The organism is Arthrobacter sp. 05L44, from assembly GCF_056397605.1.
Genome location: NZ_JBFTNS010000001.1, coordinates 681,956 through 707,558 on the forward strand (window position 1 = coordinate 681,956; position 25,603 = coordinate 707,558).

19 protein-coding genes and 1 pseudogene are annotated in these 25,603 nt (G+C 69.5%); 6 read left to right on the forward strand and 14 right to left on the reverse strand.

Annotation, left to right across the window (positions count from 1 at the left end; translation table 11 throughout):
• Positions 1 to 63: 63 nt before the first annotated feature.
• The 4 genes from AC1DHY_RS03180 to AC1DHY_RS03195 form a co-directional block, all read right to left on the reverse strand.
• Positions 64 to 495: an endonuclease domain-containing protein gene (locus tag AC1DHY_RS03180; RefSeq protein WP_476878524.1), complete on the reverse strand. Its 432-nt coding sequence runs from the start codon at positions 493 to 495 to the stop codon at positions 64 to 66.
• A gap of 810 nt (positions 496 to 1,305) precedes the next feature.
• On the reverse strand, positions 1,306 to 2,406 hold the full coding sequence (locus AC1DHY_RS03185) for a polyprenyl synthetase family protein (protein WP_476903140.1): 1,101 nt from the start codon (positions 2,404 to 2,406) through the stop codon (positions 1,306 to 1,308).
• Positions 2,403 to 3,743, reverse strand: a complete 1,341-nt coding sequence (locus AC1DHY_RS03190) for a geranylgeranyl reductase family protein (RefSeq protein ID WP_476878522.1) — start codon at positions 3,741 to 3,743, stop codon at positions 2,403 to 2,405. The genes AC1DHY_RS03185 and AC1DHY_RS03190 overlap by 4 nt, the downstream gene beginning before the upstream one ends.
• A gap of 12 nt (positions 3,744 to 3,755) precedes the next feature.
• On the reverse strand, positions 3,756 to 4,547 hold the full coding sequence (locus tag AC1DHY_RS03195) for a demethylmenaquinone methyltransferase (protein WP_476903141.1): 792 nt from the start codon (positions 4,545 to 4,547) through the stop codon (positions 3,756 to 3,758).
• Positions 4,548 to 4,634: 87 nt separating this feature from the next.
• Between AC1DHY_RS03195 and AC1DHY_RS03200 the strand changes: the two genes are divergently transcribed.
• From AC1DHY_RS03200 to AC1DHY_RS03215, 4 genes are all read left to right on the forward strand, one after another.
• Positions 4,635 to 6,017 (forward strand): isochorismate synthase, encoded by a 1,383-nt coding sequence (locus AC1DHY_RS03200; protein WP_476903142.1) that lies wholly within the window; start codon positions 4,635 to 4,637, stop codon positions 6,015 to 6,017.
• Between the two features lie 238 nt (positions 6,018 to 6,255).
• On the forward strand, positions 6,256 to 7,209 hold the full coding sequence (locus AC1DHY_RS03205; RefSeq protein WP_476878519.1) for an ABC transporter substrate-binding protein: 954 nt from the start codon (positions 6,256 to 6,258) through the stop codon (positions 7,207 to 7,209).
• A 35-nt stretch (positions 7,210 to 7,244) separates the two neighbouring features.
• Positions 7,245 to 8,204, forward strand: coding sequence for an amino acid ABC transporter permease (locus tag AC1DHY_RS03210; RefSeq protein ID WP_476903143.1), 960 nt, complete (start codon positions 7,245 to 7,247; stop codon positions 8,202 to 8,204).
• Complete coding sequence (locus AC1DHY_RS03215; RefSeq protein WP_476878517.1) at positions 8,201 to 8,977, forward strand: amino acid ABC transporter ATP-binding protein; 777 nt, start codon at positions 8,201 to 8,203, stop codon at positions 8,975 to 8,977. The genes AC1DHY_RS03210 and AC1DHY_RS03215 overlap by 4 nt, the downstream gene beginning before the upstream one ends.
• Positions 8,978 to 9,115: 138 nt before the next feature.
• On the opposite strand, the gene AC1DHY_RS03220 is transcribed toward AC1DHY_RS03215, so the two are convergent.
• The 5 genes and pseudogenes from AC1DHY_RS03220 to AC1DHY_RS03240 form a co-directional block, all read right to left on the reverse strand.
• A complete protein-coding gene (locus tag AC1DHY_RS03220) occupies positions 9,116 to 10,069 on the reverse strand; it encodes a hypothetical protein (protein ID WP_476878516.1) in 954 nt (317 codons plus the stop codon).
• 206 nt (positions 10,070 to 10,275) lie between these two features.
• On the reverse strand, positions 10,276 to 11,997 hold the full coding sequence (menD, locus tag AC1DHY_RS03225; RefSeq protein ID WP_476878515.1) for a 2-succinyl-5-enolpyruvyl-6-hydroxy-3-cyclohexene-1-carboxylic-acid synthase: 1,722 nt from the start codon (positions 11,995 to 11,997) through the stop codon (positions 10,276 to 10,278).
• Between the two features lie 20 nt (positions 11,998 to 12,017).
• Positions 12,018 to 13,832: an arginine--tRNA ligase gene (gene argS, locus AC1DHY_RS03230; RefSeq protein WP_476903144.1), complete on the reverse strand. Its 1,815-nt coding sequence runs from the start codon at positions 13,830 to 13,832 to the stop codon at positions 12,018 to 12,020.
• A gap of 143 nt (positions 13,833 to 13,975) precedes the next feature.
• Positions 13,976 to 16,065, reverse strand: a pseudogene (locus AC1DHY_RS03235) (PhoX family protein).
• Between the two features lie 159 nt (positions 16,066 to 16,224).
• Complete coding sequence (locus AC1DHY_RS03240; protein WP_476878497.1) at positions 16,225 to 17,259, reverse strand: o-succinylbenzoate synthase; 1,035 nt, start codon at positions 17,257 to 17,259, stop codon at positions 16,225 to 16,227.
• Between the two features lie 136 nt (positions 17,260 to 17,395).
• Between AC1DHY_RS03240 and AC1DHY_RS03245 the strand changes: the two genes are divergently transcribed.
• Positions 17,396 to 18,340 carry a phosphatase PAP2 family protein gene (locus tag AC1DHY_RS03245; RefSeq protein ID WP_476903145.1) on the forward strand — a complete coding sequence of 315 codons (945 nt, stop codon included), beginning with the start codon at positions 17,396 to 17,398 and terminating at the stop codon, positions 18,338 to 18,340.
• 133 nt (positions 18,341 to 18,473) lie between these two features.
• Positions 18,474 to 19,685, forward strand: a complete 1,212-nt coding sequence (locus tag AC1DHY_RS03250; protein ID WP_476878499.1) for an aminotransferase class I/II-fold pyridoxal phosphate-dependent enzyme — start codon at positions 18,474 to 18,476, stop codon at positions 19,683 to 19,685.
• Between the two features lie 27 nt (positions 19,686 to 19,712).
• On the opposite strand, the gene AC1DHY_RS03255 is transcribed toward AC1DHY_RS03250, so the two are convergent.
• The 5 genes from AC1DHY_RS03255 to AC1DHY_RS03275 all read right to left on the reverse strand — a co-directional run bounded on the left by AC1DHY_RS03255 (position 19,713) and on the right by AC1DHY_RS03275 (position 25,601).
• On the reverse strand, positions 19,713 to 20,927 hold the full coding sequence (locus tag AC1DHY_RS03255; protein WP_476878500.1) for an MFS transporter: 1,215 nt from the start codon (positions 20,925 to 20,927) through the stop codon (positions 19,713 to 19,715).
• A 40-nt stretch (positions 20,928 to 20,967) separates the two neighbouring features.
• Positions 20,968 to 21,714: a GAF and ANTAR domain-containing protein gene (locus tag AC1DHY_RS03260; protein ID WP_476878501.1), complete on the reverse strand. Its 747-nt coding sequence runs from the start codon at positions 21,712 to 21,714 to the stop codon at positions 20,968 to 20,970.
• A gap of 16 nt (positions 21,715 to 21,730) precedes the next feature.
• Positions 21,731 to 23,065, reverse strand: coding sequence for a MinD/ParA family ATP-binding protein (locus tag AC1DHY_RS03265; protein ID WP_476878502.1), 1,335 nt, complete (start codon positions 23,063 to 23,065; stop codon positions 21,731 to 21,733).
• 258 nt (positions 23,066 to 23,323) lie between these two features.
• A complete protein-coding gene (locus AC1DHY_RS03270; RefSeq protein WP_476878503.1) occupies positions 23,324 to 24,139 on the reverse strand; it encodes an MBL fold metallo-hydrolase in 816 nt (271 codons plus the stop codon).
• A gap of 73 nt (positions 24,140 to 24,212) precedes the next feature.
• A complete protein-coding gene (locus AC1DHY_RS03275) occupies positions 24,213 to 25,601 on the reverse strand; it encodes a dihydrolipoamide acetyltransferase family protein (protein WP_476903146.1) in 1,389 nt (462 codons plus the stop codon).
• Between the last annotated feature and the right edge of the window lie 2 nt (positions 25,602 to 25,603).

Sequence of the window (25,603 nt, forward strand, 5' to 3'; positions counted from 1 at the left end):
GGGCCCGGGGTTACCGGGCTGCGGCGCCGAAGAAGCCCCGTCGTGCCGCTGGGCTGTGGGTTATCACGGCCGGAAGGCACCCCCGCGCCACAACTCCAGCACGCGGACGACGTCGGCTACCATCCTCTCCGGGTGATGGACGACGTCGTCGTAGCCGAACCTGAGCACCAGGTAACCTCCGAGGACGGTCGCGTTGTTACGCCGGCGGTCTTTTTTGACCTGGCGGGACTCCAGGTGTGTGGCACCGTCGGTCTCCACCACGAGGCAACCCTCCACCAGGAAGTCGACTTCGCCCACGCCCGGAATATCAACGTGCCGGGATACCTGAAGTCCGGCCCGGCAAAAAGCCCGGTTGGCGAGTACTTCCAGCAGCGAATCGGCCCTGGGGATGACCAGGTCCAGCACCGCCCGGGCGCGGGCATTGCGGTTTCCCGGGAGCCTGCTCCGGAGGAACCCCAGAGTGATGTCTCCGCGGCCCACGGCGCACTGGGTCATGACCAGAGCCTCCGTCTCCGGCAGGCAGCGAAGCGCGTGGACCAGCACGTCGGCCAGCCCGGCCAGGGGGAGCCACGGGTGCCGGGGGTGCCGGCAGCGGCCATGCGGAACGGACCCGGGCGGCGCCGAGCGGTGCCCGGGACACAGATGCAGGGACCGGGCCGGCACCAACGTCCATAAGCCGTACCCCGGGGCGGCCGATAGGCAGGTCAGCAAGCCCCTAAGTTCGCGGGCCGCCCGGTAATCGCTGGTATCCGCAGGCAGCCCGTAGTGCCCGGGGCGGAGCCGCACAATGTCGCCACCGGCCAGCGACTCCGTGATCCGATGGCGGCTGAATCCCGCCTGGCGAAAGGCGGCTGCGGTGGCGGTACCGCCCCGGGCAGCAAGGTAGGAGGCAACATTCACGTCGCAAGTGTGCCCCGCCGGGAGCCTAGAGCCGCCTGGCGCTCGACGTCATGTGGACAAGTCCGGCCCGTCCGCGCGACAGCCCCGGGGCGCTTTGGCGCGGACACGCCGTCGAATACGGCCCGAACCCTCCCCCAAGGCCGCAATGTGCCCCCACCCGGCCGAAGGCCCACGTCGACAACCCGTGACAGTCGATTTACAAGTCGGCTAGACAATGTGACACAACTGTCATATGCTCGTTCGTGGGTTCACCAAATGCCTCCGGTGGATCTGATGCGAACGGAGAAATGGCCCCGGTTCCGCACAACGGACGACTCGTAACGTTGTGAAGAACCGGGGCCATTCCGGTTTAAGGCTCGGGAGGCACTCCCCCCGCCGCGGCAGATGCGCGCGGCCGTTCCGCTGCTAGCTGCTGCGGTCCACCACGGCGTGGGCGAAGCTGGTCAGGGAATCCTTGACCACACCGGCCGGAAGCGGCGCCAGGGCGGCGATCGCCTCGTCGGCCCAGACGCGTGCCACACGCCAGGACTCGGCGGTGACCGGGTGTTCGCGCAGTCCGGCCACGGCCTCGGCCAGGGCTTCATCGGAGCTGAGGTCGCCGTCGATCAGGGTCAGCAGCTCGACGGCGGACTGGTCGCCGTCGTCGGCGGCCTTGCGCAGCAGCAGCACCGGCAGGGTGGGAACCCCTTCGCGCAGGTCCGTGCCCGGGGACTTGCCGGACTTTACCTTGACGCCGGTGACGTCGATGACGTCGTCGGCGAGCTGGAACGCCACCCCCACTTTCTCGCCGTATTCGACCAGCAGGGCCTCGAAGTCCGGATCGGCGTTGGCGAAGATGGCGCCGAGCTGGCCGGAAGCGGCCACCAGGGAACCGGTCTTGTCCGCGATGACGGAGAGGTAGTGCGCCACCGGATCCTCATCCGGGCGCGGGCCCACGGTCTCGTGCAGCTGGCCCAGGCAGAGCCGCTCGAAGGTCCGGGCCTGGATGCCCAGGGCGCGGGACCCCAGCTCGGAAACCAGGATCGAGGCGCGGGCGAAGATGAGGTCGCCGGTCAGCACGGCCACGGAGTTGCCCCAGACCTCGTGCGCGGTGGGGGCGCCGCGGCGGAAGGGTGCGGAGTCCATCACGTCGTCGTGGTACAGCGTGGCCAGGTGCGTGAGTTCGACGACGACGGCGGCCTGCACCACCGCAGGCAGGGAGGCGTCGCCGAGGTGGGCGCAGAGCAGGGTCAGGAGCGGACGGATGCGCTTGCCGCCGGCTTCAACGAGGTGGCGGGAGGTGGCGTCGGCCAGCGGATCGGAATTGGCGATCGCCTCGCGGAGCTTCTTTTCCACCCGGGCCAGGTTGGTGGTGATGGCCGGGCCCAGTTCCGGGTCCCCGGCGATGGCCGCAAAGCCTGCCGGCAGCTGGAGGCCGGTGGCGATGGCGGTGGTGTTGAGGCTGGGTTCGGCGCTCGGCAGGCCGTGTCCGGCGTGCGTCCAGCTTTGGTCTGCAGAGTTGGTCACGGGTTAACCCTAACTTTTTGTTGCGGAATCCGCGGATTTGAGTCTGGAACGGGCCGGGTGTTGGACGTGGCCGGGACCAGGGCCTCCAGGATCCGGATCATCCGGTCCTCGATGCCCTTGGCCGAGGGATCGGTCAGGTTGGCGAGCAACCGGACCACAAACTTCATCAGCACAGGGATGGGCATGCCCGTCCGGAGGGCCAGTTTCATCACGGCCGGCTTGCCGATCACGGCGGCGAAGGCCCGGCCCAGCGTGAAGTGCGATCCCCACTGTTCCCGGACGAAGTCGGCGTAACCGGCGAGGCGCGCATCGGCGTCGGCCCCGCTCCAGCCGGCCGACGCCGAGCGGGCGGCGGTGTCAAGGATGAACTCCGCGGCGAAGCGGGCCGACTCCATCGCGTAGGAGATGCCCTCGCCGTTGAACGGGGAAACCATGCCGCCGGCGTCGCCCAGCAGCAGCAGGCCCGGCGAGTAGTGCGGGGTGCGGTTGAACCCCATGGGCAGTGCGGCACCGCGGATCTCGCCCACCTGGTTCTCCGGGGTGAAGCCCCACTCCCGCGGCATGCCGGCGGTCCATTCGCGCAGGACCTGCTTGTAGTCCAGCTTCCCGAATTCCTTGGAGGAGTTCAGGATGCCAAGGCCCACGTTGGAGGTGCCGTCCCCGACGCCGAACACCCAGCCGTAGCCGGGCAGCAGCTTGCCGTCGCGTCCAGGGAGCTCCAGCCAGCCTTCCATCCAGTCGTCGTCGTGCCGCGGGCTGGTGAAGTAGGTGCGCACGGCCACGCCCAGCGGCCGGTCGTCGCGCTTTTGGATGCCGAGGGAGACGGCGGTCCGGGTGGAGTTGCCGTCGGCGGCCAGGACGACGTCGGCGTTGAAGTCCCGCGTCTCGCCGGTTTTCCGGCCGGCATCGTCCAGCAGTGCGGAGCGGACGCCGGTCACGCGCCCGTCCTCTGAGCGAAGCGCCTCGGTGACGCTGTGGCGTTCGAGCACGACGGCGCCGGCGGCCTGGGCGTGCCGGGCCAGTTCCTCGTCGAAACCGAGGCGGGTGCGGATCAGGCCGTACTGCGGGAAGTCGGAAACCTCGGGCCAGGGCAGCTCGATGGAGCGTCCGCCGGCGATGAGCCGCAGCCCCTTGTTCCGCCGCCAGCCCTCGGTTTCGGGGTGCGGCAGGCCGAGTTTCTGGATTTCCCGGACCGCCCGCGGGGTCAGTCCGTCGCCGCAGACCTTCTCACGCGGGAAACTGGTCTTCTCCAGCACCGTGACATCCAGGCCGGCGCGCGCCAGGTAGAACGCGGCAGTGGATCCGGCCGGACCAGCCCCGACCATCAGTACTTTCACGGCAGGGGTCAGCTACCGCTCGGGCCGGGTGATGTTGCGGCGCAGTTTGGCCACGGGTCCGGTGTGCTTGGCCACGGCCGCGGCTCCGGCGGCGGGACCCGCTGCGGGGCCGGCCGGCTTCTGAGCGCGGTGGACGGCCACGATGCCGCCGCTGAGGTTGCGGTAGGTGACAGTTTCCCAGCCGGCTTCCTGCAGCCACGCCGCGAGGTGGTCCTGGTCCGGCCAGGCGCGGATGGACTCGGCGAGGTAGACGTAGGCGTCCGGGTTGGAGGAGACCTTGACGGCGATCGCGGGCAGGGCGCGCATCAGGTACTCGGTGTACATGGTCCGCCACAGCGGCACCACGGGCTGGGAGAACTCGGCAATCACCAGGCGTCCGCCGGGCTTGGTGACCCGGAGCATCTCGGCCAGCGCCTTCTTGGGTTCGTTGACGTTGCGCAGCCCGAAGGAGATGGTGCTGGCGTCAAAGGTGTTGTCCGCGAACGGCAGGCGGGTCGCGTCCCCGGCGATGAAATCGATGTCCGGGCGGCGGCGTTTGCCCACCTTGAGCATCCCGAGGGAGAAGTCGCAGGCGACGACGTCGATCCCGGCGTCGGCGTACGGCTCGCTGGAGGTGCCGGTCCCGGCGGCGAGGTCCAGCACGCGCTGGCCCGCTTTCACGTCCATGGCCTCGACCACCACACGGCGCCAGCGGCGCGTCTGCCCCATCGACAGGACGTCATTGACGACGTCGTATTTGGGGGCGACGTCGTCAAACATCGTGGCTACTTCGTCCGGACGCTTATCCAAGGATGCTCGGTTCACCCCGTTATTGTCTCAAATCTTCGACCCACCCCCTAACCACTGTCCGGGCCGGGGCGCGGCGCGCGGCGGGAGTAGTGTTGTCTCATCATGACGAGCGCGTTCCGTAACAGAATTATCAGGACCCTGACAGTCCCCCTCGAAGCAGATTCGTTCCCCGGGGGGCTGCCGTCGTTTCTGGTCCGTGACGACGTGCTGTGCTGGACCCGCCGCGAAGCCGGGCTGGTCGGCTTCGGCGAGGTCGCCAGGTTCACGGCCACGGGGCCGGACCGGTTCCTGGAGGCGGACATCTGGTGGCGGCACCTGGTCCTTGAGGCCGACGTCACAGACGCGGTCGGCGGCCCCGGCACCGGCCCCGTCGCTTTCGGCTCTTTCGCTTTCTCCAAGGTGTCCGCGCACGCCTCCCGGCTGATCGTGCCCGAAATCGTGGTGGGCCTGCGCGACGGTACGGCCTGGCTGACCCAGCTGACGTTCGACGACGGCGAGCTCACCGAGGCAGGCGCCCGCGCCGCCCTGGCCCGCTGGCTGGACGCCGACGGCGGCGGGGCAGCGTCGTCGGCGTCGGCGGACCCGGCGGCGGGAGACCCGGCGTCGTCGTCGACGTCGGCGGATCCGCAGGCGGCACGCGACGCGAAACTGACCACCGGCTCGCTCAGCGAGGCGGACTGGATGGCTGCCGTCGCCGCCGGCGTCGCCGAAATCCGCACCGGGGCGCTGGAGAAGCTGGTGCTGGCCCGCGACATCGTGGCCACCGTGCCCGACGGTGCGAACGCCGCCAGCATCCTGCGGGAGCTGTCGGTCAGGTACCGCGAATGCTGGACCTACGGCGTCGACGGGCTGGTGGGATCCACCCCCGAAATGCTCATCCAGGTCGAAGGCCGTACCGCGCAGGCCCGCGTCCTGGCCGGCACCCTGGACCGGCGCGACGCCGACGGGATGGCCGGTTCCCCGCTGGAGTTCGCCGAGCGCGTCCTGGCCGGATCCGAGAAGCAGCGGCACGAACACGACATCGCCATCCAGTCGCTGACCACCCAGCTCGCCCCCTTCTCCGAGGCGATGAACGCCCACAGCGAGCCGTTCATCCTGGAACTGCCGAACGTGTGGCACCTGGCGTCCGACGTCAAGGCCGAACTCGCCGAGGTGGAGGGCCACGTGCCCACCTGCCTGGCGCTGATCAACGCCCTGCACCCCACAGCCGCGGTCTGCGGGACGCCCACGGGCGTGGCGGGTGCCCTCATCCGCGAGCTTGAGCACCTGGACCGCGGGCCGTACGCCGGGCCGGTCGGCTGGCTCGACGCGGCGGGCAACGGCGAGTGGGGCATCGCCCTGCGCGGCGCGGTCATCGAGGGTCCGGACACGGTGCGGCTCTATGCCGGCTGCGGCGTAGTGGAGGGTTCGGTGCCCGAAGCCGAACTTGCCGAGACGTGGGCGAAGTTCCGGCCGATGCTGGAAGCCCTCGGGATCAGCAACTAACCCCGCCGGGGGCGCCCGGTCCCCCGCGCCCCGTCGCCGAAGCACGCCCTGCACACGAACGGCGCCCCCACGGAGGAATCCGGAGTCACAGACAGGCTTCTTCGCCGCAGCCTTGCATTTCGCCTCTGGTTAGTTATCCAATAGTGAAACTAAGTTTTCTGTGACGTACATCTCTTGTTCGGCGATACACTATAACCCGACTTAGTTTTCGCAGCCCCTGCAACAAAAGGTAAGAAAAATGCAGATCTCCCGTTCGCTCCTGAGCAGCCCCAAGTTCGCGGCCACCGCGGTCCTTGCCATCGGCGCCCTGGCCCTTTCCGGCTGCACCAACGCCTCCGAAACCGGCACCGGCGGCGCACCCGCTCCTTCCGGCGCCGCGTCGGCAAGCTTCGACCCCACGACGGTCCAGAAAGACGACTCGCTGGCGGCCATGGTCCCCGCGGCCATCAAGTCCAAGGGCACCCTGACCGTCGGCGCGGACACGAGCTACGCCCCGGCCGAGTTCCTCGGCACCGACGGCCAGACCCCGGTGGGTTACGACGTCGATATCGCCAAGGCAATTGGCGCCACCCTGGGCCTCAAGGTCCAGGTGCAGACCGCGGAATTCACGGGGATCCTGCCCGCCCTCGGCCCGAAGTACGACCTCGGCATTTCCTCCTTCACCATCAACAAGGAGCGCCTCGGAGCGGTAAACATGGTCAGCTACTTCAACGCCGGCACCGCCTGGGCTGTCAAGAAGGGCAACCCGAAGGGCTTCTCCCTCGATGACGTGTGCGGCAAGGCGATCGGCGTTCAGACCGGCACCGTCCAGGAGGATCCGGACCTGGCCGGCCGCAACAAGAAGTGCACGGCTGCGGGTAAGAAGCCCATCGACATCATCACGCTGAAGAACCAGACTGACGTCACCACGCGCCTGGTCAACGGCAGCATCGACGCCATGGCGGCGGACTCGCCCATCATCGGCTACGCGCTGAGCCAGACCAACGGCCAGCTGGAGAAGCTCGGCGACGTCTACGACGCCGCCCCGCAGGGCATCGCCGTCGCCAAGTCGGATACCGCCCTGGCCGACCTCATGCAGAAGACCATGACCAAGCTGATCGCCGACGGCTCCTACAAGAAGATCCTCGAGGCCTGGGGCAACGCTGAGGGCGCCATCACCAAGTCCGAGGTCAACCCGGCGGCCGCGTCTTGAGTCTTCCCGCCACAGACAACTCAACAGGGGTAGGGATGGAAACTCAGCACAACCATGCAGCACCGGTCCTGAACAAGCCCGTGCCCGTGCGGCACCCGGGCCGCTGGATCAGCGCCGTGATCATCGGCGGCGCCCTGCTGCTGATGGTGCAAAGCGCCTTCACGAACCCCAACTTCCGCTGGGACGTCGTCGCAACGTACATCCTGGACGTCAAAGTAGTCCAGGGTGTTGCGTGGACTCTGTTCCTGACGGTCACCTCGATGGTCCTGGCCATTGTCCTGGCCATCCTGCTGGCTGTCATGCGGCAGTCGGACAACCCCGTCCTGCGCTACACCAGCTGGCTGTGGGTCTGGTTCTTCCGCGGCACCCCCGTGTACACCCAGTTGCTGTTCTGGGGCCTGGTGACGGTGCTCTACCCGGCCATCACCGTGGGCATCCCGTTCGGGCCGGAGCTGTTCAGCTACGCGCTTTCGGATCCCAGCAAGGGCCTGATCCCGGCGATTCTTGGCCTGGGACTCAACGAGTCCGCCTACCTGGCCGAGATCTTCCGTGCCGGCCTGAAGTCCGTTGACAAGGGCCAGACGGAGGCGGCCGAGGCGCTCGGTATGTCCAAGGGCAAGATCATGTGGCGGATCATCCTGCCACAGGCAATGCGGATCATTGTCCCTCCGACGGGCAACGAGACCATCGGCATGCTCAAGACCACGTCCCTGGTCCTGGCCGTGCCGTTCACCCTGGACCTGACCTTCGCCACCAACGCGCTGGCCAACCGCATCTACCTGCCCATTCCGCTCCTGATCGTGGCTGCCTTCTGGTACCTGCTGGTCACCAGCATCCTGATGGTGGGCCAGCACTACCTCGAGGCCTACTACGGCAAGGGCGTGGACAACCTGGCTCCGGCCGCCATCAATCCCGCAGCCGCGAAAGCCTCGGCTGCCGGTGCTGATGCGCAGCGCTCACTGAAGACGGACTTCCCTGAGGAGAGTGCACGATGACCGTCACCACAGAAAAGCCGCTGGTCGCGATTGAGGGCCTGCACAAGTACTACGGGCAGCACCATGTGCTCCGGGGCATCGACCTGACGGTCAACCAGGGCGAGGTCTCGGTGGTGATCGGACCGTCCGGGTCCGGCAAGTCCACCATGCTGCGCTGCGTGAACCTGCTGGAAACCATCAGCGCCGGCCGCATCTCCGTGGGCGGCCAGCTGATCGGCTACCGCGAGGTCAACGGCCGCCTGCATGACCTGAAGACCAAGGAGATCGCAGCCCAGCGCCGCGAGATCGGCATGGTCTTCCAGCGCTTCAACCTCTTCCCGCACAAGACGGCGCTGCAGAACGTCATGGAAGCCCCGGTGCAGGTCAAGGGCCAGTCGAAGGCCGCTGCCCGCAAGCGCGCCCTGGAACTGTTGGAGCGGGTGGGTCTCGCTGAGCGCGCAGACCACTACCCGTCCCAGCTGTCCGGCGGGCAGCAGCAGCGTGTGGCGATCGCCCGTGCCCTCGCCATGGAACCGGAACTGATGCTCTTTGACGAGCCGACGTCCGCGCTGGACCCCGAGCTCGTGGGCGACGTCCTGAACGTGATGAAGGACCTGGCCAAGTCGGGTATGACCATGATTGTGGTGACTCACGAGATTGGTTTTGCCCGCGAGGTTGGCGACCGGCTGACGTTTATGGACGGCGGCGTCGTCGTCGAATCCGGCGACCCCCGCGAGGTGTTGTCCAACCCGCAGCACGCCCGCACCAAGGAGTTCCTGAGCCGCGTACTGTAGGCCGACGCGCCCTGCGCCCGTCGACGCGCAAATGCCCTGTCGCTCCTGGAATTCCGGGCGCGGCAGGGCATTTCCGCGTCGCGGGACATTTTGCGCGTCGCGGGGCGCGGTACGCGTCGCCGGGTATGTGCGCCACCGTCACCGGGCGGAACGGGCACGACGCCGAGGCACCCCTGCCGCCGCAAGCTTCCGCTCCAGGCGGGTTGGCTCCATCAGATCCGCCCATACCCACCGGACCACACCATGTCCCTGCGCCCGGATCCGGTCTTCCCGCATTTTTTCATCAATGACGGCCTGTGCCTGCGTCCGGCCCTTGAGGTATTCAGGTTTGAGGTACTTTTCGACGCCATCGAACTCACCTGCAATCCGCACGCCGTCCCAGTAATAGTCCGTGTAGCCCACAAGTCCCGCCTCGTCGCGAATCTCGTGTTGGAGGTCCGGGGCCTGAAGCCCGGCCACATGCATGAGCGCCCGCCCGTAAGACTCACCCGCCGACCCGGACCTCGGGTCAGCGAACTGCACCGCCGTCCTGATGCGCCGAGCCGCAGCCGCCGAGTAGTTTCCCTCGATCCCGGCCAGAAGCTGCTCTTTCGTCAGGGAAGTCAGCCGTTGCTCGACGTCGGGTTTTAGGACGTGGTCGACGGGAACCACCGCCTCGACAAAGGGCGTGAAGGAGGCAAGATCCAGCACAGTGCGCACCCTCCCTGTCACCAACAGCCCGTTCCGTTCGACATACTCCAGCCCGGCCGGCCGCGCGTAGTGCCGCCGCACGCCCGCCCGTGAGCGGCCGCCGTCGGTATGCAGCGTCAGAGCATGAATGGGCTGCCGGATCCCGATGGTCGGTATCTTCCAAACGGAAGCCGCGGAGTGCCGGGCAAAGATCGTCGGGGCCACGAATGTCTCCGCGGCCGCACTGACCCGGATGCGGTACTGGTCCCAGGCTTTCAGGTCCCGCCACACGCCGCCGTCGACATAGACGCCCTGGCGCACCCGCACCAACGCCCCGGAGCGGCAGCGCCTTGCCAGCTCCTTGGAAGAAAGCCCGTGCTCGATGTGTTCGCGGGCGAGGATCAACCTAGGCAACTCAGTCATGGGCTGACGTTCCCAGACCGGCGGAGATCACACCATTATGAGTCACTGCCATGTGGAAAATTCGACGCACTTCCGGTTCTGCGCTGCGTCATTGTCCGGGCGCGACGGGTATTCAGGCGTCGAAGGCGCTCCAGCGCATCGCCCGGCGATGAGCGCCGCGCCACGCGGTACGAGGGTCGCCGATCCGGCGGGCGGTGGCCCGGGACCTAGCGGCCCAGGACCCCTTCGACCGCGGCGGAGACGGCGGTACGGATGCGCCCGTGCAGGTCGCGGAGGCCGTGGCGGTCGGTGCGGACCTCGATGATGCTGCGGCCTTCCACGGGTCCGGCCAGGGCCGCCGCAAGGTCCGACGTCGTGCTGACCACGCGGTGCGCGACGCCGTACGCCGCAGCGAGAGCGGCAAGGTCCACGGTGTGCGGGGTGCCGAAGAGTCGTTCGACGGCGGTGCCGTAGCGGCCGGACCGTTCGACGGCGCCGTGCTCCAGCAGCCCGAAGATGGCCCCGCCGGCGTCGTTCAGGACCACGATCCGCAGCGCAGGCACGGTCTCCCCCGCCCCCAGCAGCAGGCCCCCGGCGTCGTGCAGGAAGGTCACGTCGCCCAAGAGCACAGTGGTTTCCTGCCGCCCTCCGAGGGCGATGCCGGTGGCGGTGGCGAGCGTGCCGTCGATCCCGGCCAGCCCGCGGTTGGCGAAGATGGTGGCCTGGGGCTCCTGCGACGGGGTTCCGGCGAGGTCGACGTCGCGGATCCCGTTGGACGAGCCAAGGACGAGTTGCCCGCGGGTGTGCTCCCAAACCAGGGCCCCGACGGCCGGACCCGAGGCGGCCCCGCCCGAACCGCCCGGCCCGGAAAGCACCGAATCCAAGGCGTGCTGGGCGGCGGCACCGGCCAGCAGCCACGCGTCGAGCCACGCCGCCCGGCCACTACCGGCAAAGTCGGCCAGGTCCGCCAGGGTCTCCAGGGGCAGTTCAGTGCGCCGGCCGGGCTCGTACCAGGCCACCGGAACGGGCTGGTAGAGGGCGGACGGAACGTCGGCGCGGGCCAGCAGGGCGGACACGGGCCGGGACAGGGTGGGTCGGCCGAACAGGACGACGCGTTCGATCGGCTGGCCAGACTCCGGGCCGAAATGCTCCAGCAGCAGCCGGTACGGTCCCACCGCGTTCGGACCGAACCGGGCGTTCGAGGACGGTTCAGCCAGCAGCGGCAGGCCGTGGGCGCGGGCGAACGCCTCGGCGACCGGGCCGGCGTCGTGCCCGGCCAGGACCACGGTGCGCCGTTCGGGCAGCGTTGGGGAGGCGGCCGGGAAGTCCAGGGCCAGCGGCTGCCGGGCGGCCTGGTAGACCCGGCGCCCGGCGGCTTCGCCGAGGCCGTCGCCGGCAGCCGGGATCAGCGGGTCGCGGAAAGCGAGGTTGAGCTGGACCGGTCCGGGCGGGATGTCCTCGAACGCACCGGTGGCCGCGCTGAGGGCGGTCTCAACGGCCCGGAGCGGGTTCTCCCCCGCCGGGACGTCCGCGGCGAAACGCACATGGTCGCCAAAAAGGTCCGGCTGCACGGTGGTCTGGTTGGCACCGGTTCCGCGCAGTTCCTCGGGCCGGTCGGCCGAGAGGACCACCAGCGGCACGGCGGCGTGGTTGGCCTCCATGACGGCCGGGAGCAGGTTGCCGACGGCGGTGCCGGAGGTGGTGAGCACGGCGGCGGGCGCGCCGGTGGCCAAGGCCAGGCCCAGAGCCGTGAAGCCGGCGTCGCGTTCGTCGATCCGGACCAGCAGCTCCACCCGGCCGGCTGCGTCAGCCTCGGCCAGGGCATAAGCCATGGGGGCGGAACGGGAGCCCGGGGCCACCACGACATACCGGACCCCGGCCCCGATCAGCGCCGCGACAGCAACCCGTGCCGCCTCGACGGCACCCAGACCGCCTCCCGCGGCAGGCACGGCCGGCTCCGCGGCCGGGCTCACATGTTCTCCGGCGTCTCGATGCCCAGCAGTTCCAGGCCGCTGGAGAGCCGGCGCAGCACCAGACCGCACAGGGACAGCCGGGATTCGCGGACCGTTTCGTCGGCCTTGAGCACCGGGCACTGGTCGTAGAAGGAGGTGAACAGCTGGGCGAGTTCGAACAGGTACGCGCACAGGCGGTGCGGTTCGAGCAGTTCGGCCACCTTCCGCAGTGTGGCGTCGTAGTCGAGCAGGTGCAGCGCCAGGGCGCGTTCTGCGGGGTCGACGACGGCGATCCTCGCCACCGGTGCGGCGGGACGCGCGGCGTCGACCGCGGCGCCAACCGCAGCGCTGCCGCCAACCGCGCCGCCGGGGCGGGCGCCGCCGGGGCGGGCGCCGCCGTCCCCGTCGAGGTGCCTGTCCAGCTCCCCGGCTTTCCGCAGGATGGACCGGATCCGGGCCGCCGCGTACTGGACGTACGGGCCGGTGTTCCCGGTCAGGGCCAGCATCCGGTCGAAGTCGAAGACGTACTCGGTGTCGTGCCCGGTGGAGAGGTCCGCGTATTTGACGGCACCGATGCCCACCTGCCGGGCGGTGACGGCGCGTTCGTCGTCGCTGAGTTCGGGCCGGCTGGCGTCGATGACGGCCCGGGCCCGGTCCACGGCCTCCTGCAGCAGCGCCATCAGCTTGACGGGGTTGCCGGCGCGGGACTTGAGGATCTTGCCGTCGTCGCCGAGCACGTTGCCGATCTGGACGTGGGTGGCCTCCACCGTGTCCGGCAGCCAGCCGGCGTCGCGGGCGCTGGCCATGACCATCCGCAGATGCACGTTCTGCGGCGCGCCCACCACGTAGAGCACGCGGTCCGCTTCGAGGTCGCGGACGCGGTAGCGGATGGTGGCGAGGTCGGTGGTGCCGTAACCGTAACCGCCGTCGGACTTGCGGATGATCAGCGGCAGCGGGTCGCCGTCGCGTCCGGTGAAGCCGGCGGGGAAGGTGCACAGCGCGCCCTCACTGATCCGGGCGATGCCGCGTTCCTCGAGTTCCTGGCACAGCTGTGCCAGATGGGCGTCGTAGGAGCTCTCACCGGCGATGTGGTCGTCGGTGAGGCTGATGCCGAGCATCGAGTAGATCGCGTTGAAGTAGCGCTTGGACTGGGCCACCAGCCGCTGCCAGACCGCGAACGTTTCCGGGTCCCCGCCCTGCAGGGCCACCACCCGGAGGCGGGCACGGGTCGCGAACCCGTCCTGGTCCGCGGCGGAGGCGTCGAACTTCGCCCGTGCGGCCTGGTAGAACGCGCTGGGGTCCTCCACCAGCAGGGCGGCCTCGGGTGAGTCCTCCCCCACCTCGAGCCAGTGTTCAATCAGCATGCCGAACGGGGTGCCCCAGTCACCGATGTGGTTCTGCCGGATCACGGTGTGGCCCAGCGCCTCGAGCACACGCACCAGGCTGTCGCCCACTACGGTGGTGCGCAGGTGGCCGACATGCATTTCCTTGGCCACGTTGGGTGAGGAGTAGTCGACGACGACGCGGTGCACAGGTTGGTCGGCGTGAGGCGCCGGGGCGTTGAGCAGCTCCTCGATCCAGGTGCCGTCGAACGTGAGGTTGATGAAGCCCGGCCCGGAGATCTCCACCAGGCTGCAGACGCCGTCGAGGTCCAGCGCCTCCACGATCCGGGCGGCGGCGTCGCGCGGGGGCAGTCCCACCCGCTTGGCCAGTGCCATGGCGGCGTTGATCTGGATGTCCGCGAACTGCGAGGGCCGGATCACCGGGTCCGTCTGGCGGAACTCTTCGCCGAACGCGTGGGCAATAGCTGCCTGGACTCTGGGGACAACCATTTCGGCCGGATTATTCACACTGTTCAAATTATCAGTTCCGCCGCGCCCCGAGGCCCGCACCGGCAGCGCAGCGGGGCCACCTCACCCGAAGTCGCCCCGCGGCGCCGTGCTACTCAGTCGACCGGGCCCCGCGGCCTACGGAGTCAGTCGTCCGTGCGGAACACCTGCACCACGGAGGGGCGCGGAACCCGGGCCTGGCCCGGCTTCGGCGTTGCACCGGTGGCCACGTAGTCCGGGAAGGCGGAGCGCTGGGCCTCGAAGGTGCCCTCCTCGCCGGGGTGCTGGACGGAGACGAAGACGTGGCGTTCCTCGTCGTGGATGACCGGGCCGCAGGTTTCGGCGTCCCGGGGCACGGCGAGGAACTGCTCCACCCGGCCGCGCTCCGGCCCGTCGAGGGTGACCTTGAAGAGCCCGTCCGCGTGGCCGGTGCTCGAGGGTGCGCCGTCGGTGGAGATCCAGAGGTCACCCACCGAGTCGAACGCCACGTTGTCCGGGCAGGAAATGGGTGAGACCTGGCTGGCGGGGAAGCCGGAGAAGTAAGTGGAGCTGTTCTTGGCCGGATCCCCGCAGACCATCAGCAGGGTCCAGTTGAACCTGGTGGAGGTCTGGTCTCCGGTCTCGGTGATCTCCACGATGTGGCCGTCCCGGTTCAGGGTGCGCGGGTTGACCTCGGTGGCGCCCTCCTTGCCGGCCTTGCCGCGGTCCGAGTTGTTGGTGCAGACCACGTAGACCTTGCCGGTGTGCAGGCTCGGCTGGACGTCCTCGCAGCGGTCCATCTTGGTGGGGCCAACCTGGTCCGCGGCGAGGCGGGTGTAGACCAGGACTTCCTCCACCGACATACCGGCGACCATGGACTTGCCGCCCACCACCAGGGGCAGCCACTCACCGGAGCCGTCGAACGCGCCGTCGGAAGGCAGTTTGCCCGATCCGTCGATTTCCGACGCCGGGGAGTCGCCACTGAACTTGGCAACGAAGAGATCGCCCTCGGAGAGCAGCGTCATGTTGTGCCTGCGGTCCGCCGGCGCGGTGCCCGGACGGTACTTGCCCCTGGAGACGAACTTGTAGAGGTAGTCGAAGCGCTCGTCATCGCCCATGTAGGCCACCACGTGGCCGGAGGCGGCGACAATGACGTTGGCGCCCTCGTGCTTGAAGCGGCCCATCGCGGAGTGCTTCTTGGGGGTCGACGCCGGGTCCTGCGGGTCCACTTCCACGATCCAGCCGAACCGGTTGCTTTCGTTGGCGTAGCCGGGGTTGCGGGTGTCGAAGCGGGGGTCGTCGAGTTCCCACTGGCGGGCGGTCGGCTTGCTGGTCAGGCCGTAGCGCTTGTCCGCGGCGGAGGTGCCGGCGGAGACGAAGTAGCCGTTGAAGTTCTCCTCGCCGGAGAGGATGGTGCCCCACGGGGTGGTGCCGCCGGAGCAGTTGCCCAGCGTGCCCTTGATGGTCCGGCCGGCCGGGTCGGCCACGGTGGTGACGAGTGCGGACCCGGCGGCGGGTCCGGTGAGTTCGTAGCTGGTGTCGGTCAGGAAGCGTCGGTTCAGCGGCGCGCCCTTGACGTAGCGCCAGGGCTGGTTCTTGTTCTGCCGCTCGAGTTCCACCACCGTCAGGCCGTGGGCGGCGCGGCCGATGGCCCGGGTTTCCGCGGCGTCGTAACCGGCCGGGACCATGATGTTCTCGTTGGTGTACTCGTGGTTGGTGAAGAGCACGGCCCGGCGGTTCTTGGCGTCCAGCGGCAGGATGTCGGTGTAGTCGTTGTTGTAGCCGAACTGGCGGGCCTGGGCGGCGGCGCTCTGCCGGTCCACGTCGAAGGCCGGCGAGTCGTTGAAGAGCGGGTCGCCCCAGCGGATGATCGGCTGCCAGGTGAACCCGGCCGGGACGGTGAAGGCATCCACGGCGGCGTCCACCGGGGCGATGGCGGTGAATTTCAGCTTGGACTTCCCGAAGCCTTTCTTGGCGGCGTCAGCCAGGCCCGGGCCTGCGCCGGAGGCCGGTTCGGCGGCGGTGACGGCGTTGCCGAAGACGACGGCGAGCGCCCCGGCGGCGCCGATGCCGAGGGCGGCGCGGCGGGACATCGTTGCGGAGGCGATGTCGCGGAAGTAGCCGTTGGAGCTGGTGTTGCAGACCTCGCCGGAGCAGGCGTTGTCGCATTTGAGCGCGCAGGTCACGGGGCTGCGTTTGCCCTTGGTGTGGCCGAGCAGGGCAGGAGGGAAAATTTACGTCCGGCGGATTCAGACATAGTGATGGCCCTTTCAGGCAGAGGGATGCGTCCCGGCCACCCTGCCAGCGGCGGACAACGTGCAGCGGTCCCCCACGTGAAGAGCCGATGAACCCTCTGAGTTCCCGCCCACCCCCGTCGATTGCTCCGTAAGTGCCCTTTCGGGGGTCTAAAGGGCGGCTACGGAGCAGTCGATGAAGCGAGCACGGCGTGCACCCGCCGGAGCCGGTCCAGCCACCAGTCGCGGCGTTCGCCGGGGGCGGCGTACTCGGTCAGCAGACCGTCGTCGACAGCGACGTCCCGGAGCCGGATCGCGCCGTCGTCGGGAACCAGAGGGTCACGGGTGACGTCCGCCGCGAGCAGCGACACGGTCCCGAGGCCGCAGGCGTAGGGCAGCTCGGGCAGGGCGGCGGCGAGCGCCAGCCCGGCGCGGATCCCCACGGAAGTGTCCAGCGCGGAACTGACGACGGCGGGCAGCCCGGCTTGCGCCACAATGTCCAGGGCGCGCCGTACCCCGCCCAGCGGGGCCACCTTCACCACAATCAGGTCCGCCGCGCCCGCGCGGGCCACCTTGAGCGGGTCCTCTTCCTTGCGCACGCTCTCGTCCGCGGCGATCAGCACCGGCACCCCGGCTGCCCGCAGCCTGCGCCGCACCTCCGCGAGCCCGTCGATGTCCGGGACCGGCTGTTCGGCGTATTCGAGTCCGACGGCGGCCAGCCGGGTTAGTGCCTCCACTGCCCCGGGCACGTCCCAGCCGCCGTTCGCGTCCACCCGGATGGCGGCGTCCGGTAGTTCGGCGCGGACGGCGGCCACCCGGGCGGCGTCGTCGTCGAGCGTCTGGCCGGGCTCGGCCACTTTGACCTTGACGGCGTCCACCCGGCCGAAGCTGGCCAGGACCTCCGGTACCCGGCCGGCGGCCACGGCCGGGACCGTGGCGTTCACCGGGACACTGGTCCGCAGGGGCGCCGGGAAGCCGTGCCAGCCCCCTTCGACGGCGGCGGACAGCCAGCGAGCGGCCTCGGCGTCCCCGTATTCGGGGAACGGGCAGAACTCGCCCCAGCCGTAGGGGCCGCGCAGCAGCAGGGCCTCGCGCTGCATAATGCCGCGGAACTTCACCCGCATGGGCAGGCTCACCACGCGGGCGGAGTCCAGGAGTTCCTCAACGCCGCCGGGGTTCAGGCCGGACGGGGAGGGGTGGTCGGCAGGGGTGGGCATGGCTGTACTCTACCCGCGGCTCCCGCACGGACCGGCCATCGCGCCAAGGCCGCCTGCCGTGCGCGGACGCTTCATCCGGTGAGCCGCCAGCCGCCCTTCAGGCCACTCGCAGCGTTATATGGGACCCTTATGAACGATGATTTCTCGGCAGAAGCGCAGCGAAACTCCCCCGGCAGCGGACGGCACCCGGCCGGTCCGGTCCCCGGCGGGTGTGCCGGGCCGGTCAACCGGGGTCCTCTTCCTGCTGGCCACCCTGGTTTCCGCGGCAGCCCTCGCCGCCACGTATTACTTCTATGTCCGGACCACCACGGGACAGTTCATCGACGAATCGGCCCTGGTCGAGGCAGTCGAAATCCACGGCGCCGCCGGCAAGGCGAGCAATAAGCTCCTCGACTGGCTGCCGGCCCTCTCGGTCCTGATCGCCTCCGTGATGGTGGTCTTCGTGACCGTGGCGCGCCGCCGCTGGGCCGCCGCCGGAATTGCCGTCGCCGCCGCCGTCGGGGCGAACATCGCCACCCAGGTCCTGAAGGATCTGTTGCCGGTGCGCCCGTTCCGCGGGATCGAGACCCTGGAATTCAATTCGCTTCCGTCCGGGCACACCACCCTGGCGGCCTCGGCCGCGGCGGCCGTCTTCCTGATGGTGTCCCCGCGCTGGCGGCCGCTGGCCGGCTTCCTGGGCGGCAGCTTCGCCGTCGCCACCGGGGTCTCCACCCTGATCAACCAGTGGCACCGGCCCGCCGACGTGGTGGCGGCGTTCCTGGTGGTGGCGGCCTTCACCCTCCCCGCGGGCTGGCTGATCATGCGGACCGGTCCGCGGTGGAATGTGTGGGACGGCTACAACGCCCACTGGGCCTCGGCCCGGATCTGGGTGGCCGCTCCGGTCCTGGCGGGCCTGGGTTCGGCAGCCGTGGCCACGTACTCGCTGTTGAAGATTGCGCCCGGCCCCGGCCAGGAAGGCAGCACCACCAACTACTTCTGGGCCGGGACCTCGCTGATCGTCATCACCGGCTACCTGGCCACCATCGCCGGGGTCTGGCTGTTTGGGCATGCCGCCCGACGCCGGGACGCACCGGCCGCCTGAGGCCGGCCTGCCTGAGGGGACCCCGCAGGTCCCTTTACAACCCCGCGCGCCGGGGCCACAATAAGCACCTCCACAGCCTCCACTGGCTCAGCAGCGCGCTGGCTTCCGTCACCCCGCCCGGAGGGAGCCCACCATGGGCGACACCACCGCAGCACCCGTCTCACGCCGGGCCGCCCGGCTCGCCTCCGTCCCGTCCCAGCTGCGAATCAACGCTTACTTGGCCGGCTCGGTGTACGCCCGGCGGCAGGACGACCCGGGGGTCTGCGACTTCACCTTCGGGAACCCGCACGAGATGCCGCAGGACGCCTACGTCCAGGCGCTGCGCGAGGTGCTTACCCCGCACACGGAGAAGTGGTTCGCCTACAAGACCAATGAAGCCGCGGCACAGGCCGCCGCGGCCGACTCCCTGCGGGGCCATTTGGGCGTGGCCTTCGAGGCCGACGACATCTTCCTGACCACCGGCGGGTTCGCGGCCATCAGCGTGGCGTTGAAGGCCGTCGGCGACCCCGGGGACGAGCTGATCTTCAGCCTCCCGCCGTGGTTCTTCTACGAGCCGCTGGCCGTCGAGGCCGGCCTGGTCCCGGTGAAAGTCGGCATTGACGCGGAGACTCTTGACCTTGACCTTGCGGCCATCCGCTCGGCCGTGACGGAGCGGACCCGCGCGGTGATCGTGAATTCGCCCAACAACCCCACCGGCAGGATCTACCCGCCGGCCCTCCTCGCGGACCTGGCCGACCTGATGGAGGCGGAGTCCGCGCGGATCGGGCACCGCATCTACCTGATCTCCGACGAGGCCTACAACCGGATCGTCTTCGATGGAGCCCGTTTCCACAGTCCGGCCGAGTTTTATCCCTACACGCTGCTTGCCTACACGTACGGCAAGACCCACCTCGCGCCGGGCCAGCGGATCGGCTACCTCGCGGTTTCCCCCGCCATTCCGGACCGGGACGGCCTGCGCGGGGCCATTGCGGCACTGCAGATGGCCGGTGGCTGGGTCTTCCCCAACGCCGTGATGCAGTACGCCCTGCCGCGGCTCGAACAGTTCTCCATCGACATCGGCCGGCTTCAGCGCCGGCGTGATGTGCTGGTCGATGCGCTCACCGCGATGGGCTACCGGCTGCACCGGCCCGAGGGCACGTTCTACCTTTTTGTGCGCACCCCGGACGGGACCGACGACGACGCGTTCGCCGACGCGCTGGCCGAGGACGGGGTCTTTGTCCTGCCGGGCACCCTGTTCGAGACACCCGGGTATTTCCGGATCTCGCTGACCGCCAATGACGACATGGTCGCCCGCAGCCTGCCGCTCTTTGCCGCGGCGATCCGGCGCGCGTCCGGCCCGGCGTAATCCGGGCGGCGGCCCCTCGGCGGAGGGTCAGTAATTGCGGCGGTGCCGGAGGCGCGGAATGGTGATGGCGAAGACTGCTGCGGCCGCGAAGCCGATCAGGCCGGTGGCCCCCACCCCCGTACCCAGCGACGCAGCCGCCGTGACGCCGGAGAGCAGGACGGGGCCGCCGGTGGCGCCGGCGTCGGCCATAAACCGCCAGATGCCCAGGAACTGGCCGCGCCCGTTGTCCGGCGAGAAATCGGCCCCGAGGGTCATGTTCAGCCCGGAGCTGATGCCGTTCCCGAAGCCGATCAGCAGCGCGGCCAGGAGCAGGCCCACGAACCCGGCGCTCAGCGGGATCAGCAGCATCGCGGTGCCCATGATCAGGGTGGAGGGCACGGCCACCCATTGCCGGCCCTTGCGGTCCATCAGCTTCCCCGCCGGGTAGAAGACCAGCATGTCGATGGCCCCGGAGATGCCGTAGATCAGCGACGCCTGGGTGGCGTCCATGCCCAGATGGTCGGCCCACAGCGGGATCACCACCTGCCGGGACGCCCGCAGCGCGCTGAGCAGCAGCACGCCCACACCCACGCTGAGGAACACTCCGGCGTGGGACACGGCCACACTGCGCAGGGTGGGCTGCGGGGCCGGCTCACCGTCGGCGGGCGTCGGCGCCGCCACCAGGTCCGGGATGGTGACGGAGAGGACCGCGGCTGCCGCCATGGCCACGACGCCGGCCCAGTAGGCTGCGCTGATGCCGCCGAACTGCATCACCGCTGCACCGATGAACGGCCCGATGAAGATGCCGATCCGGTTGACCCCGCCCAGGGTGGACAGGGCGCGGGCGCGCAGGATCACGGGGACGGCTTCGGTGAGGTACTTCTGCCGGGCCAGGCTGAAGACGCTGGCAGCCATGCCCACCACCACCATGGCGGCGGCGAGCAGCCAGATCCCGTCCGGCAGGAGCGGGGACACAGCGGCTGCGGCGAGGGCGGCGGCGCTGGCAGCCGCGGCCCCGACGATCGCCCAGCGTTCGCCGAATTTCAGGGTGATGAGCGACGCGGGGAGGTTGAAGAACCAGGAACCGAGCCCGATGAGGGTCACGATCAGCGCCGCGACGGCCACCGTGGCGCCGAGGTCCCGGGCGGAGAGTGCCACCACGGGAAGGATCGCGCCTTCGCCGATGCTGAACAACAGTGCCGGGCCGAAGGCGGGGACGGCGATGCTGCGGAGGCTGAAACCGGCGGGGCGTGTTGGGGTCATCCCCTTCATCCTAGGACCGCGGGTGCGGCCCTCCGGGGGTTCAGCGCTCGAAGTGCGTGTGGATTTCCTCACCCGTGACGTTCTTGAGGACGTCGGCTGCAACGTCGCGCAGCTTCTGGTTCCGGTTGCTGGAGACGCGGGTCAGGATGGCCATGGCCTCCTCCTGCGAGCACCGGTTCTGTGCCATCACCACGCCGCAGGCCAGGTCGATGGAGGTGCGGTGTTCCATGGCCGACTGCAGGTCCTCGGCGCGGGCCTGGGCCGTGCCGATTCGGACTGCCAGGCGCAGCGCCCGGCCGGCGAGGTCGGCGAAGCCGGCGGCCTCGGCCACAATGTCGGCGGTGAAAACGCCGGTGGTGGAGGCGAAGAAGTTCAGCGCGGCCGCGGAGTCCTCACCGATTTCCAGGGGCACGCCGAGGGTGCTGCGGCAGCCGTGGGCGGCGAGCTGCTCCTGGTATTCGGGCCAGCGCGGGTCCGTGGCAACGTCGGCCAGGAGGACAATTCCGCGGGTGCGCAGTGCCTCGATGCAGGGGCCCTCGCCCAGGCTTTGCTCGATGCGGTCGAGGATGACGGCCTTCGTGCTGCTGCCCGCCACGGTCATGGTCTTTTTCCGGCGCTGCAGGGTGACACCGCATTCGATGTCGACGCCGGCCGAGTGGCTGAGGATGGCGGCTGAAAACTCGGCGAGGCGGTCCAGGAAATCCTCGACGTTCTCGGTGCCGACAATAAGGTCCTGCAGCTGGAGGGCGGCGTCTTTTCCGGCGTCGTTCCCTGCGTACTTGCTCATGGCCTAAATCTAGCGGTTAGACGTAGCCGTCGACGATTGCGGCGGCAATCTCGCGGTACGCCCGCCGGGTCTCGGGCCGGAGCGAATCGAGGGTGACGAGGTCGCCGTCGGCCACTCCGCGGTCGTGCGGGACGGCGATCAGCTGGCGGCAAATACCGGAGAGGTGGTCCTCGATGGCATCCTTGTCCACCCGCGAGGAGACCTCGTCCTTGTCCGTGATGACCACGACGGCGTTCCGGGCCAGGTCCTCGTAGCCGTGGTCGGCCAGCCAGTGCAGGGTGCTCCGGGCGCGCTTGGCGCCGCTGACGGCGTAGCCGGCAGCGATGATGAGGTTGTCCGCCGACTGCAGGATCCCACTCATGGCGTTGTGGGTGACGCCGGTGCCGCAGTCGGTGAGGGCCACGGAGTAGTAGCCGGAGATGAGTTTGCGGATCCGGAGGTACTCCTCGGCGGTGAGCGAATCGGAGACCTCCGGGTCCTGCTCACCGGCGATCAGGTGGAGGCGTCCGGCGTGGTGCATGTAGCGGGCCAGGGCCGTCAGCGAATCGATGGAGTCAACGTTGCGGAGCAGGTCGCTGATGGTCCGCGGCGCCTGCTGCTGGTAGATGCCCTCACCCAGTGCGCGTTCCACGAGGTCGCCCGAGTCCGGGTTCGCGTCGATCGCGCAGGGCGGGTCGCCGCGGTACTCGGCCAGGGTCAGTCCGACGCCCACGGTGGTGGAGGTCTTGCCGATGCCGCCCTTGAGGCTCAGCACCGCGGTGTTGTAGCTGCCCTGGAGCTGCCGGGAAATCCTGCGCGCAAGTTCGTCCTCTTCGCGCTGGCGGGCGCTCGGGCCCAGGTTCAGGCTGCCGCCGGTGAGGCTGTAGAGGGCGCCGCGGATGCCGCCGACGGGCCGGGGCTTCTGCTCGCGGACAAAGAGGCCCGGGGAGCTGATGAAGTCCGGAACCGGGGCGTTGGCCAGGGCCGCGGCTCGGCTCGCGGAGCGGGTGGCGCGGGTGGGCTGCGGCGGCACGGCTGCGGCGTCGGCCGTCCGGCCCGCCCGGGTGCTGCTGTCCGGCTGGTCCGCTGCGGCGGACCCGGCGGTGTCCGGCCCGGCCGCCGTCGTTTCCGAGTCCTCCGGGGCTGCCGGTGTTGCCGGGGCCGCGGGGGCGAACGACGCCGGCGGCGCGGCGGGCTGGACAGGCGTGGCGGGGATCTGGCTGATCACCGGGGTGGTGCCTGTGGCGGGGTTTCCGAAGCGCTCATCGGCGGCTTCGGCGGCCTGCGCCCAGGAGCTGCTGCGCAGCGGTGCGGGGCGGGTGGGGGCTTCAGGGGTTTCCGCCTGGGGGCTGCGGGGGTTGACGACCGGCATGGTTCCTGTCCGGGCAGCAGTGTTGTCCCCGTCGGCGCGACGCAGGTCGCGGCGACGGCGGAGTTCAGGCTGTCCTGAGTTTTCAGCAGTGGCAGCTGAGTTGTCTTCCACCGATTCGGGCATCTTTTGGTTTCTCCCCCAGGACTCACAGCGGAGCACGCTGCGGCGCTTGTTGTGACTTCTTTCAAAGGGCCAGTCTAGGCGTAGTCGCCAGCACCCTTAGCTTCGGCCGGTTTTCAGGCGCCGTTCCGGGCCCTTTTAGTGGTGCGCCCGGGTCTCCTGCAGGCGCTTGATGAACCAGCGGGACTGCTCCGGACCGTAAGGCAGGATCGGTACGGCCTTGGTGGCATCGTTGGGCGTCTCGCGGGTTGCCTGGGTGGCCTGCCGCACCGCGGTGCTCATGGTGTTGGCCATGGTTTTGACGAACTGGTCGCTGCAGGGCTCGCCGTGGCCCGGGATCAGGAATTCGTAGCGGTGGCGCAGGGCGGACAGGTGCCGCAGGGCGTCGGCCCACTCTTCCGGGAAAGAGTCCTCGAAGGACGGGTGCGCGCCCTGTTCCACGAGGTCACCGGCGTACAGCGTGGTGCCGGTGCCCACCAGCAGGTCGCCGTCGGTGTGCCCGCGCCCCAGATAGAAGAGCGTGGCGGTCTGGCCGCCCAGGTCCACCAGCACGGGCTGGTCCCGGACAATCGCGTTCGGGACCACCAGTTCCACCTGGCCGCCGTCGCCCGCGGCCATCTCCGGCTCGGCCGCCGCCACCAGCGGGCGCTGGGCGTCGCCGTTGTCCTCGATGTCCGCGGCGCAGTTTTCGTGCCCCCAGAACTCGGTCACGCCGTCGTCGGCGAACACGGCGTTGCCGAAGAAGTGGTCGTAGTGGGCATGGGTGTTGACCACCACCAGCGGCAGCTGCGTCTTCTCCCGCACGGCGTCCAGGATCTCGCGGCCCTGCCGGGGACCCCCGCCGGTGTCGATCACCATGGCGCGTTCGGTGCCGACAACCAGGCCGGTATTGAGCAGGGATCCTTCGGTGGTCAGCACGTAATTATCCTGGCCGACCTCGAGCCATCGTGACATGAAATCTCCGTATCCCGGCGCCGCGCCGGCATGGTTGGTGCGAAGTTCTGGCCTCGATTCTACCCACCGGGCCTTAGAGATCGGCCAGCACCGAGCCCGGGTTCTCGATCGCGTCGGCCACGTAGCGCAGGAATCCGCCGGCGGTGCCGCCGTCGCAGACCCGGTGGTCGAAGGTGAGCGTCAGCTCGGTGACCTTGCGGACGGCGAGCTCGCCGTTGACCACCCACGGCTTGTCGATGATGCGGCCGACGCCGAGGATTCCCACTTCGGGGTGGTTGATGATCGCCGCGGAGCCGTCCACACCGAAGACGCCGTAGTTGTTCAGCGTGAAGGTACCGCTGCCCAGTTCGGCGGGTGTCGCCTTGCCGTCGCGGACGACGGCGGTGAGCCGCCGGATCTCGGCGTCCAGTTCGCGGGCGCTGAGTTTGTCCGCGTTGCGTACCGAGGGCACCATCAGGCCCCGGTCGGTTTGGGCGGCAAAGCCCAGGTTCACGCCGTCGAAGGCGACGATTTCCTGGCTGGTCCCGCCGTCGGCGTCCTCGGTGGTGACGATCCGGGTGTTCAGTTCCGGGTATTTCTTCAGCCCGGCGGTGACGTAGCGGGCGATGAAGGCCAGCAGCCCGGGAGTGTGGTGCGGGTCGGCCTTCTTCAGGGCCGCCCGCAGCTCTACGAGCGCGGTCGCATCCACGTCCACCCACACGGTGGCCTCGGGGATCTCGGATCGGCTCCGGCTCATGTTCGCGGCGACGGCCTTGCGGACGCCCCGCACCGGGGTGCGCCCGGTGATGCCCAGGCCGGTCCGCGAGTCGGTGTCCCCGGCAATCCGGCGCTCCGGCCCGGGCGTTTCAGCGGCCCGGGCGCCCGGCTGTTCGGCGGCGGGTTTGATGGCGGCCTCGACGTCGCGGCGCATGATCAGCCCGCTGGTTCCCGAGCCCTGCAGCTCGCCCAAATCCACGCCGTGGTCCCGCGCCATCCGCCGGACCAGCGGCGAAATCACGGCCCCCAGCTTGCCGGGAACCCGGGTCCGCAGCAACAGCAGGTCATCGGCTGCCTTCTCCTCCCCGGACACCTGCGCCACGGAGCTCTTGGACGCCCGGGTCCGCCGGGCAACCCCATGCCCGCCCGGGGTGCCGTAGCCGATCAGGACATTTCCGGAGCCGGCCTTCTCTTCCTCGCGGTAGACCTCGGCGGCAACCTCCTCAACAGCGGGGGCTACCCCCAGCGGCGTCACGGAGATCAGCGGTTTTCCGACGTCGAGGGTCTGGCCGGGCTCGCCGTGCAGGACGGCGACGGTGCCGGCGTACGGGGACGGGACCTCCACCATGGACTTGGCGGTCTCCACCTCGGCGATCGGCTGGTCGACGCGAATCTCATCGCCCACGGCCACGAGCCAGTTGACCAGCTCCGCTTCGGTCAGGCCCTCGCCGAGGTCCGGGAGGAGGAATACTTTGGGTTCGCTCATGG

Excerpts from the sequence above, each read along its gene's own strand:
- AC1DHY_RS03180 (WP_476878524.1), bottom strand. The coding sequence starts at position 495 with ATGACCCAGTGCGCCGTGGGCCGCGGAGACATCACTCTGGGGTTCCTC.
- AC1DHY_RS03200 (WP_476903142.1), top strand. The coding sequence starts at position 4,635 with ATGACGAGCGCGTTCCGTAACAGAATTATCAGGACCCTGACAGTCCCC.
- AC1DHY_RS03205 (WP_476878519.1), top strand. The coding sequence starts at position 6,256 with ATGCAGATCTCCCGTTCGCTCCTGAGCAGCCCCAAGTTCGCGGCCACC.
- AC1DHY_RS03210 (WP_476903143.1), top strand. The coding sequence starts at position 7,245 with ATGGAAACTCAGCACAACCATGCAGCACCGGTCCTGAACAAGCCCGTG.
- AC1DHY_RS03215 (WP_476878517.1), top strand. The coding sequence starts at position 8,201 with ATGACCGTCACCACAGAAAAGCCGCTGGTCGCGATTGAGGGCCTGCAC.
- AC1DHY_RS03220 (WP_476878516.1), bottom strand. The coding sequence starts at position 10,069 with ATGACTGAGTTGCCTAGGTTGATCCTCGCCCGCGAACACATCGAGCAC.
- argS (WP_476903144.1), bottom strand. The coding sequence starts at position 13,832 with ATGGTTGTCCCCAGAGTCCAGGCAGCTATTGCCCACGCGTTCGGCGAA.
- AC1DHY_RS03240 (WP_476878497.1), bottom strand. The coding sequence starts at position 17,259 with ATGCCCACCCCTGCCGACCACCCCTCCCCGTCCGGCCTGAACCCCGGC.
- AC1DHY_RS03245 (WP_476903145.1), top strand. The coding sequence starts at position 17,396 with ATGATTTCTCGGCAGAAGCGCAGCGAAACTCCCCCGGCAGCGGACGGC.
- AC1DHY_RS03250 (WP_476878499.1), top strand. The coding sequence starts at position 18,474 with ATGGGCGACACCACCGCAGCACCCGTCTCACGCCGGGCCGCCCGGCTC.
- AC1DHY_RS03255 (WP_476878500.1), bottom strand. The coding sequence starts at position 20,927 with ATGACCCCAACACGCCCCGCCGGTTTCAGCCTCCGCAGCATCGCCGTC.
- AC1DHY_RS03260 (WP_476878501.1), bottom strand. The coding sequence starts at position 21,714 with ATGAGCAAGTACGCAGGGAACGACGCCGGAAAAGACGCCGCCCTCCAG.
- AC1DHY_RS03265 (WP_476878502.1), bottom strand. The coding sequence starts at position 23,065 with ATGCCGGTCGTCAACCCCCGCAGCCCCCAGGCGGAAACCCCTGAAGCC.
- AC1DHY_RS03270 (WP_476878503.1), bottom strand. The coding sequence starts at position 24,139 with ATGTCACGATGGCTCGAGGTCGGCCAGGATAATTACGTGCTGACCACC.
- AC1DHY_RS03275 (WP_476903146.1), bottom strand. The coding sequence starts at position 25,601 with ATGAGCGAACCCAAAGTATTCCTCCTCCCGGACCTCGGCGAGGGCCTG.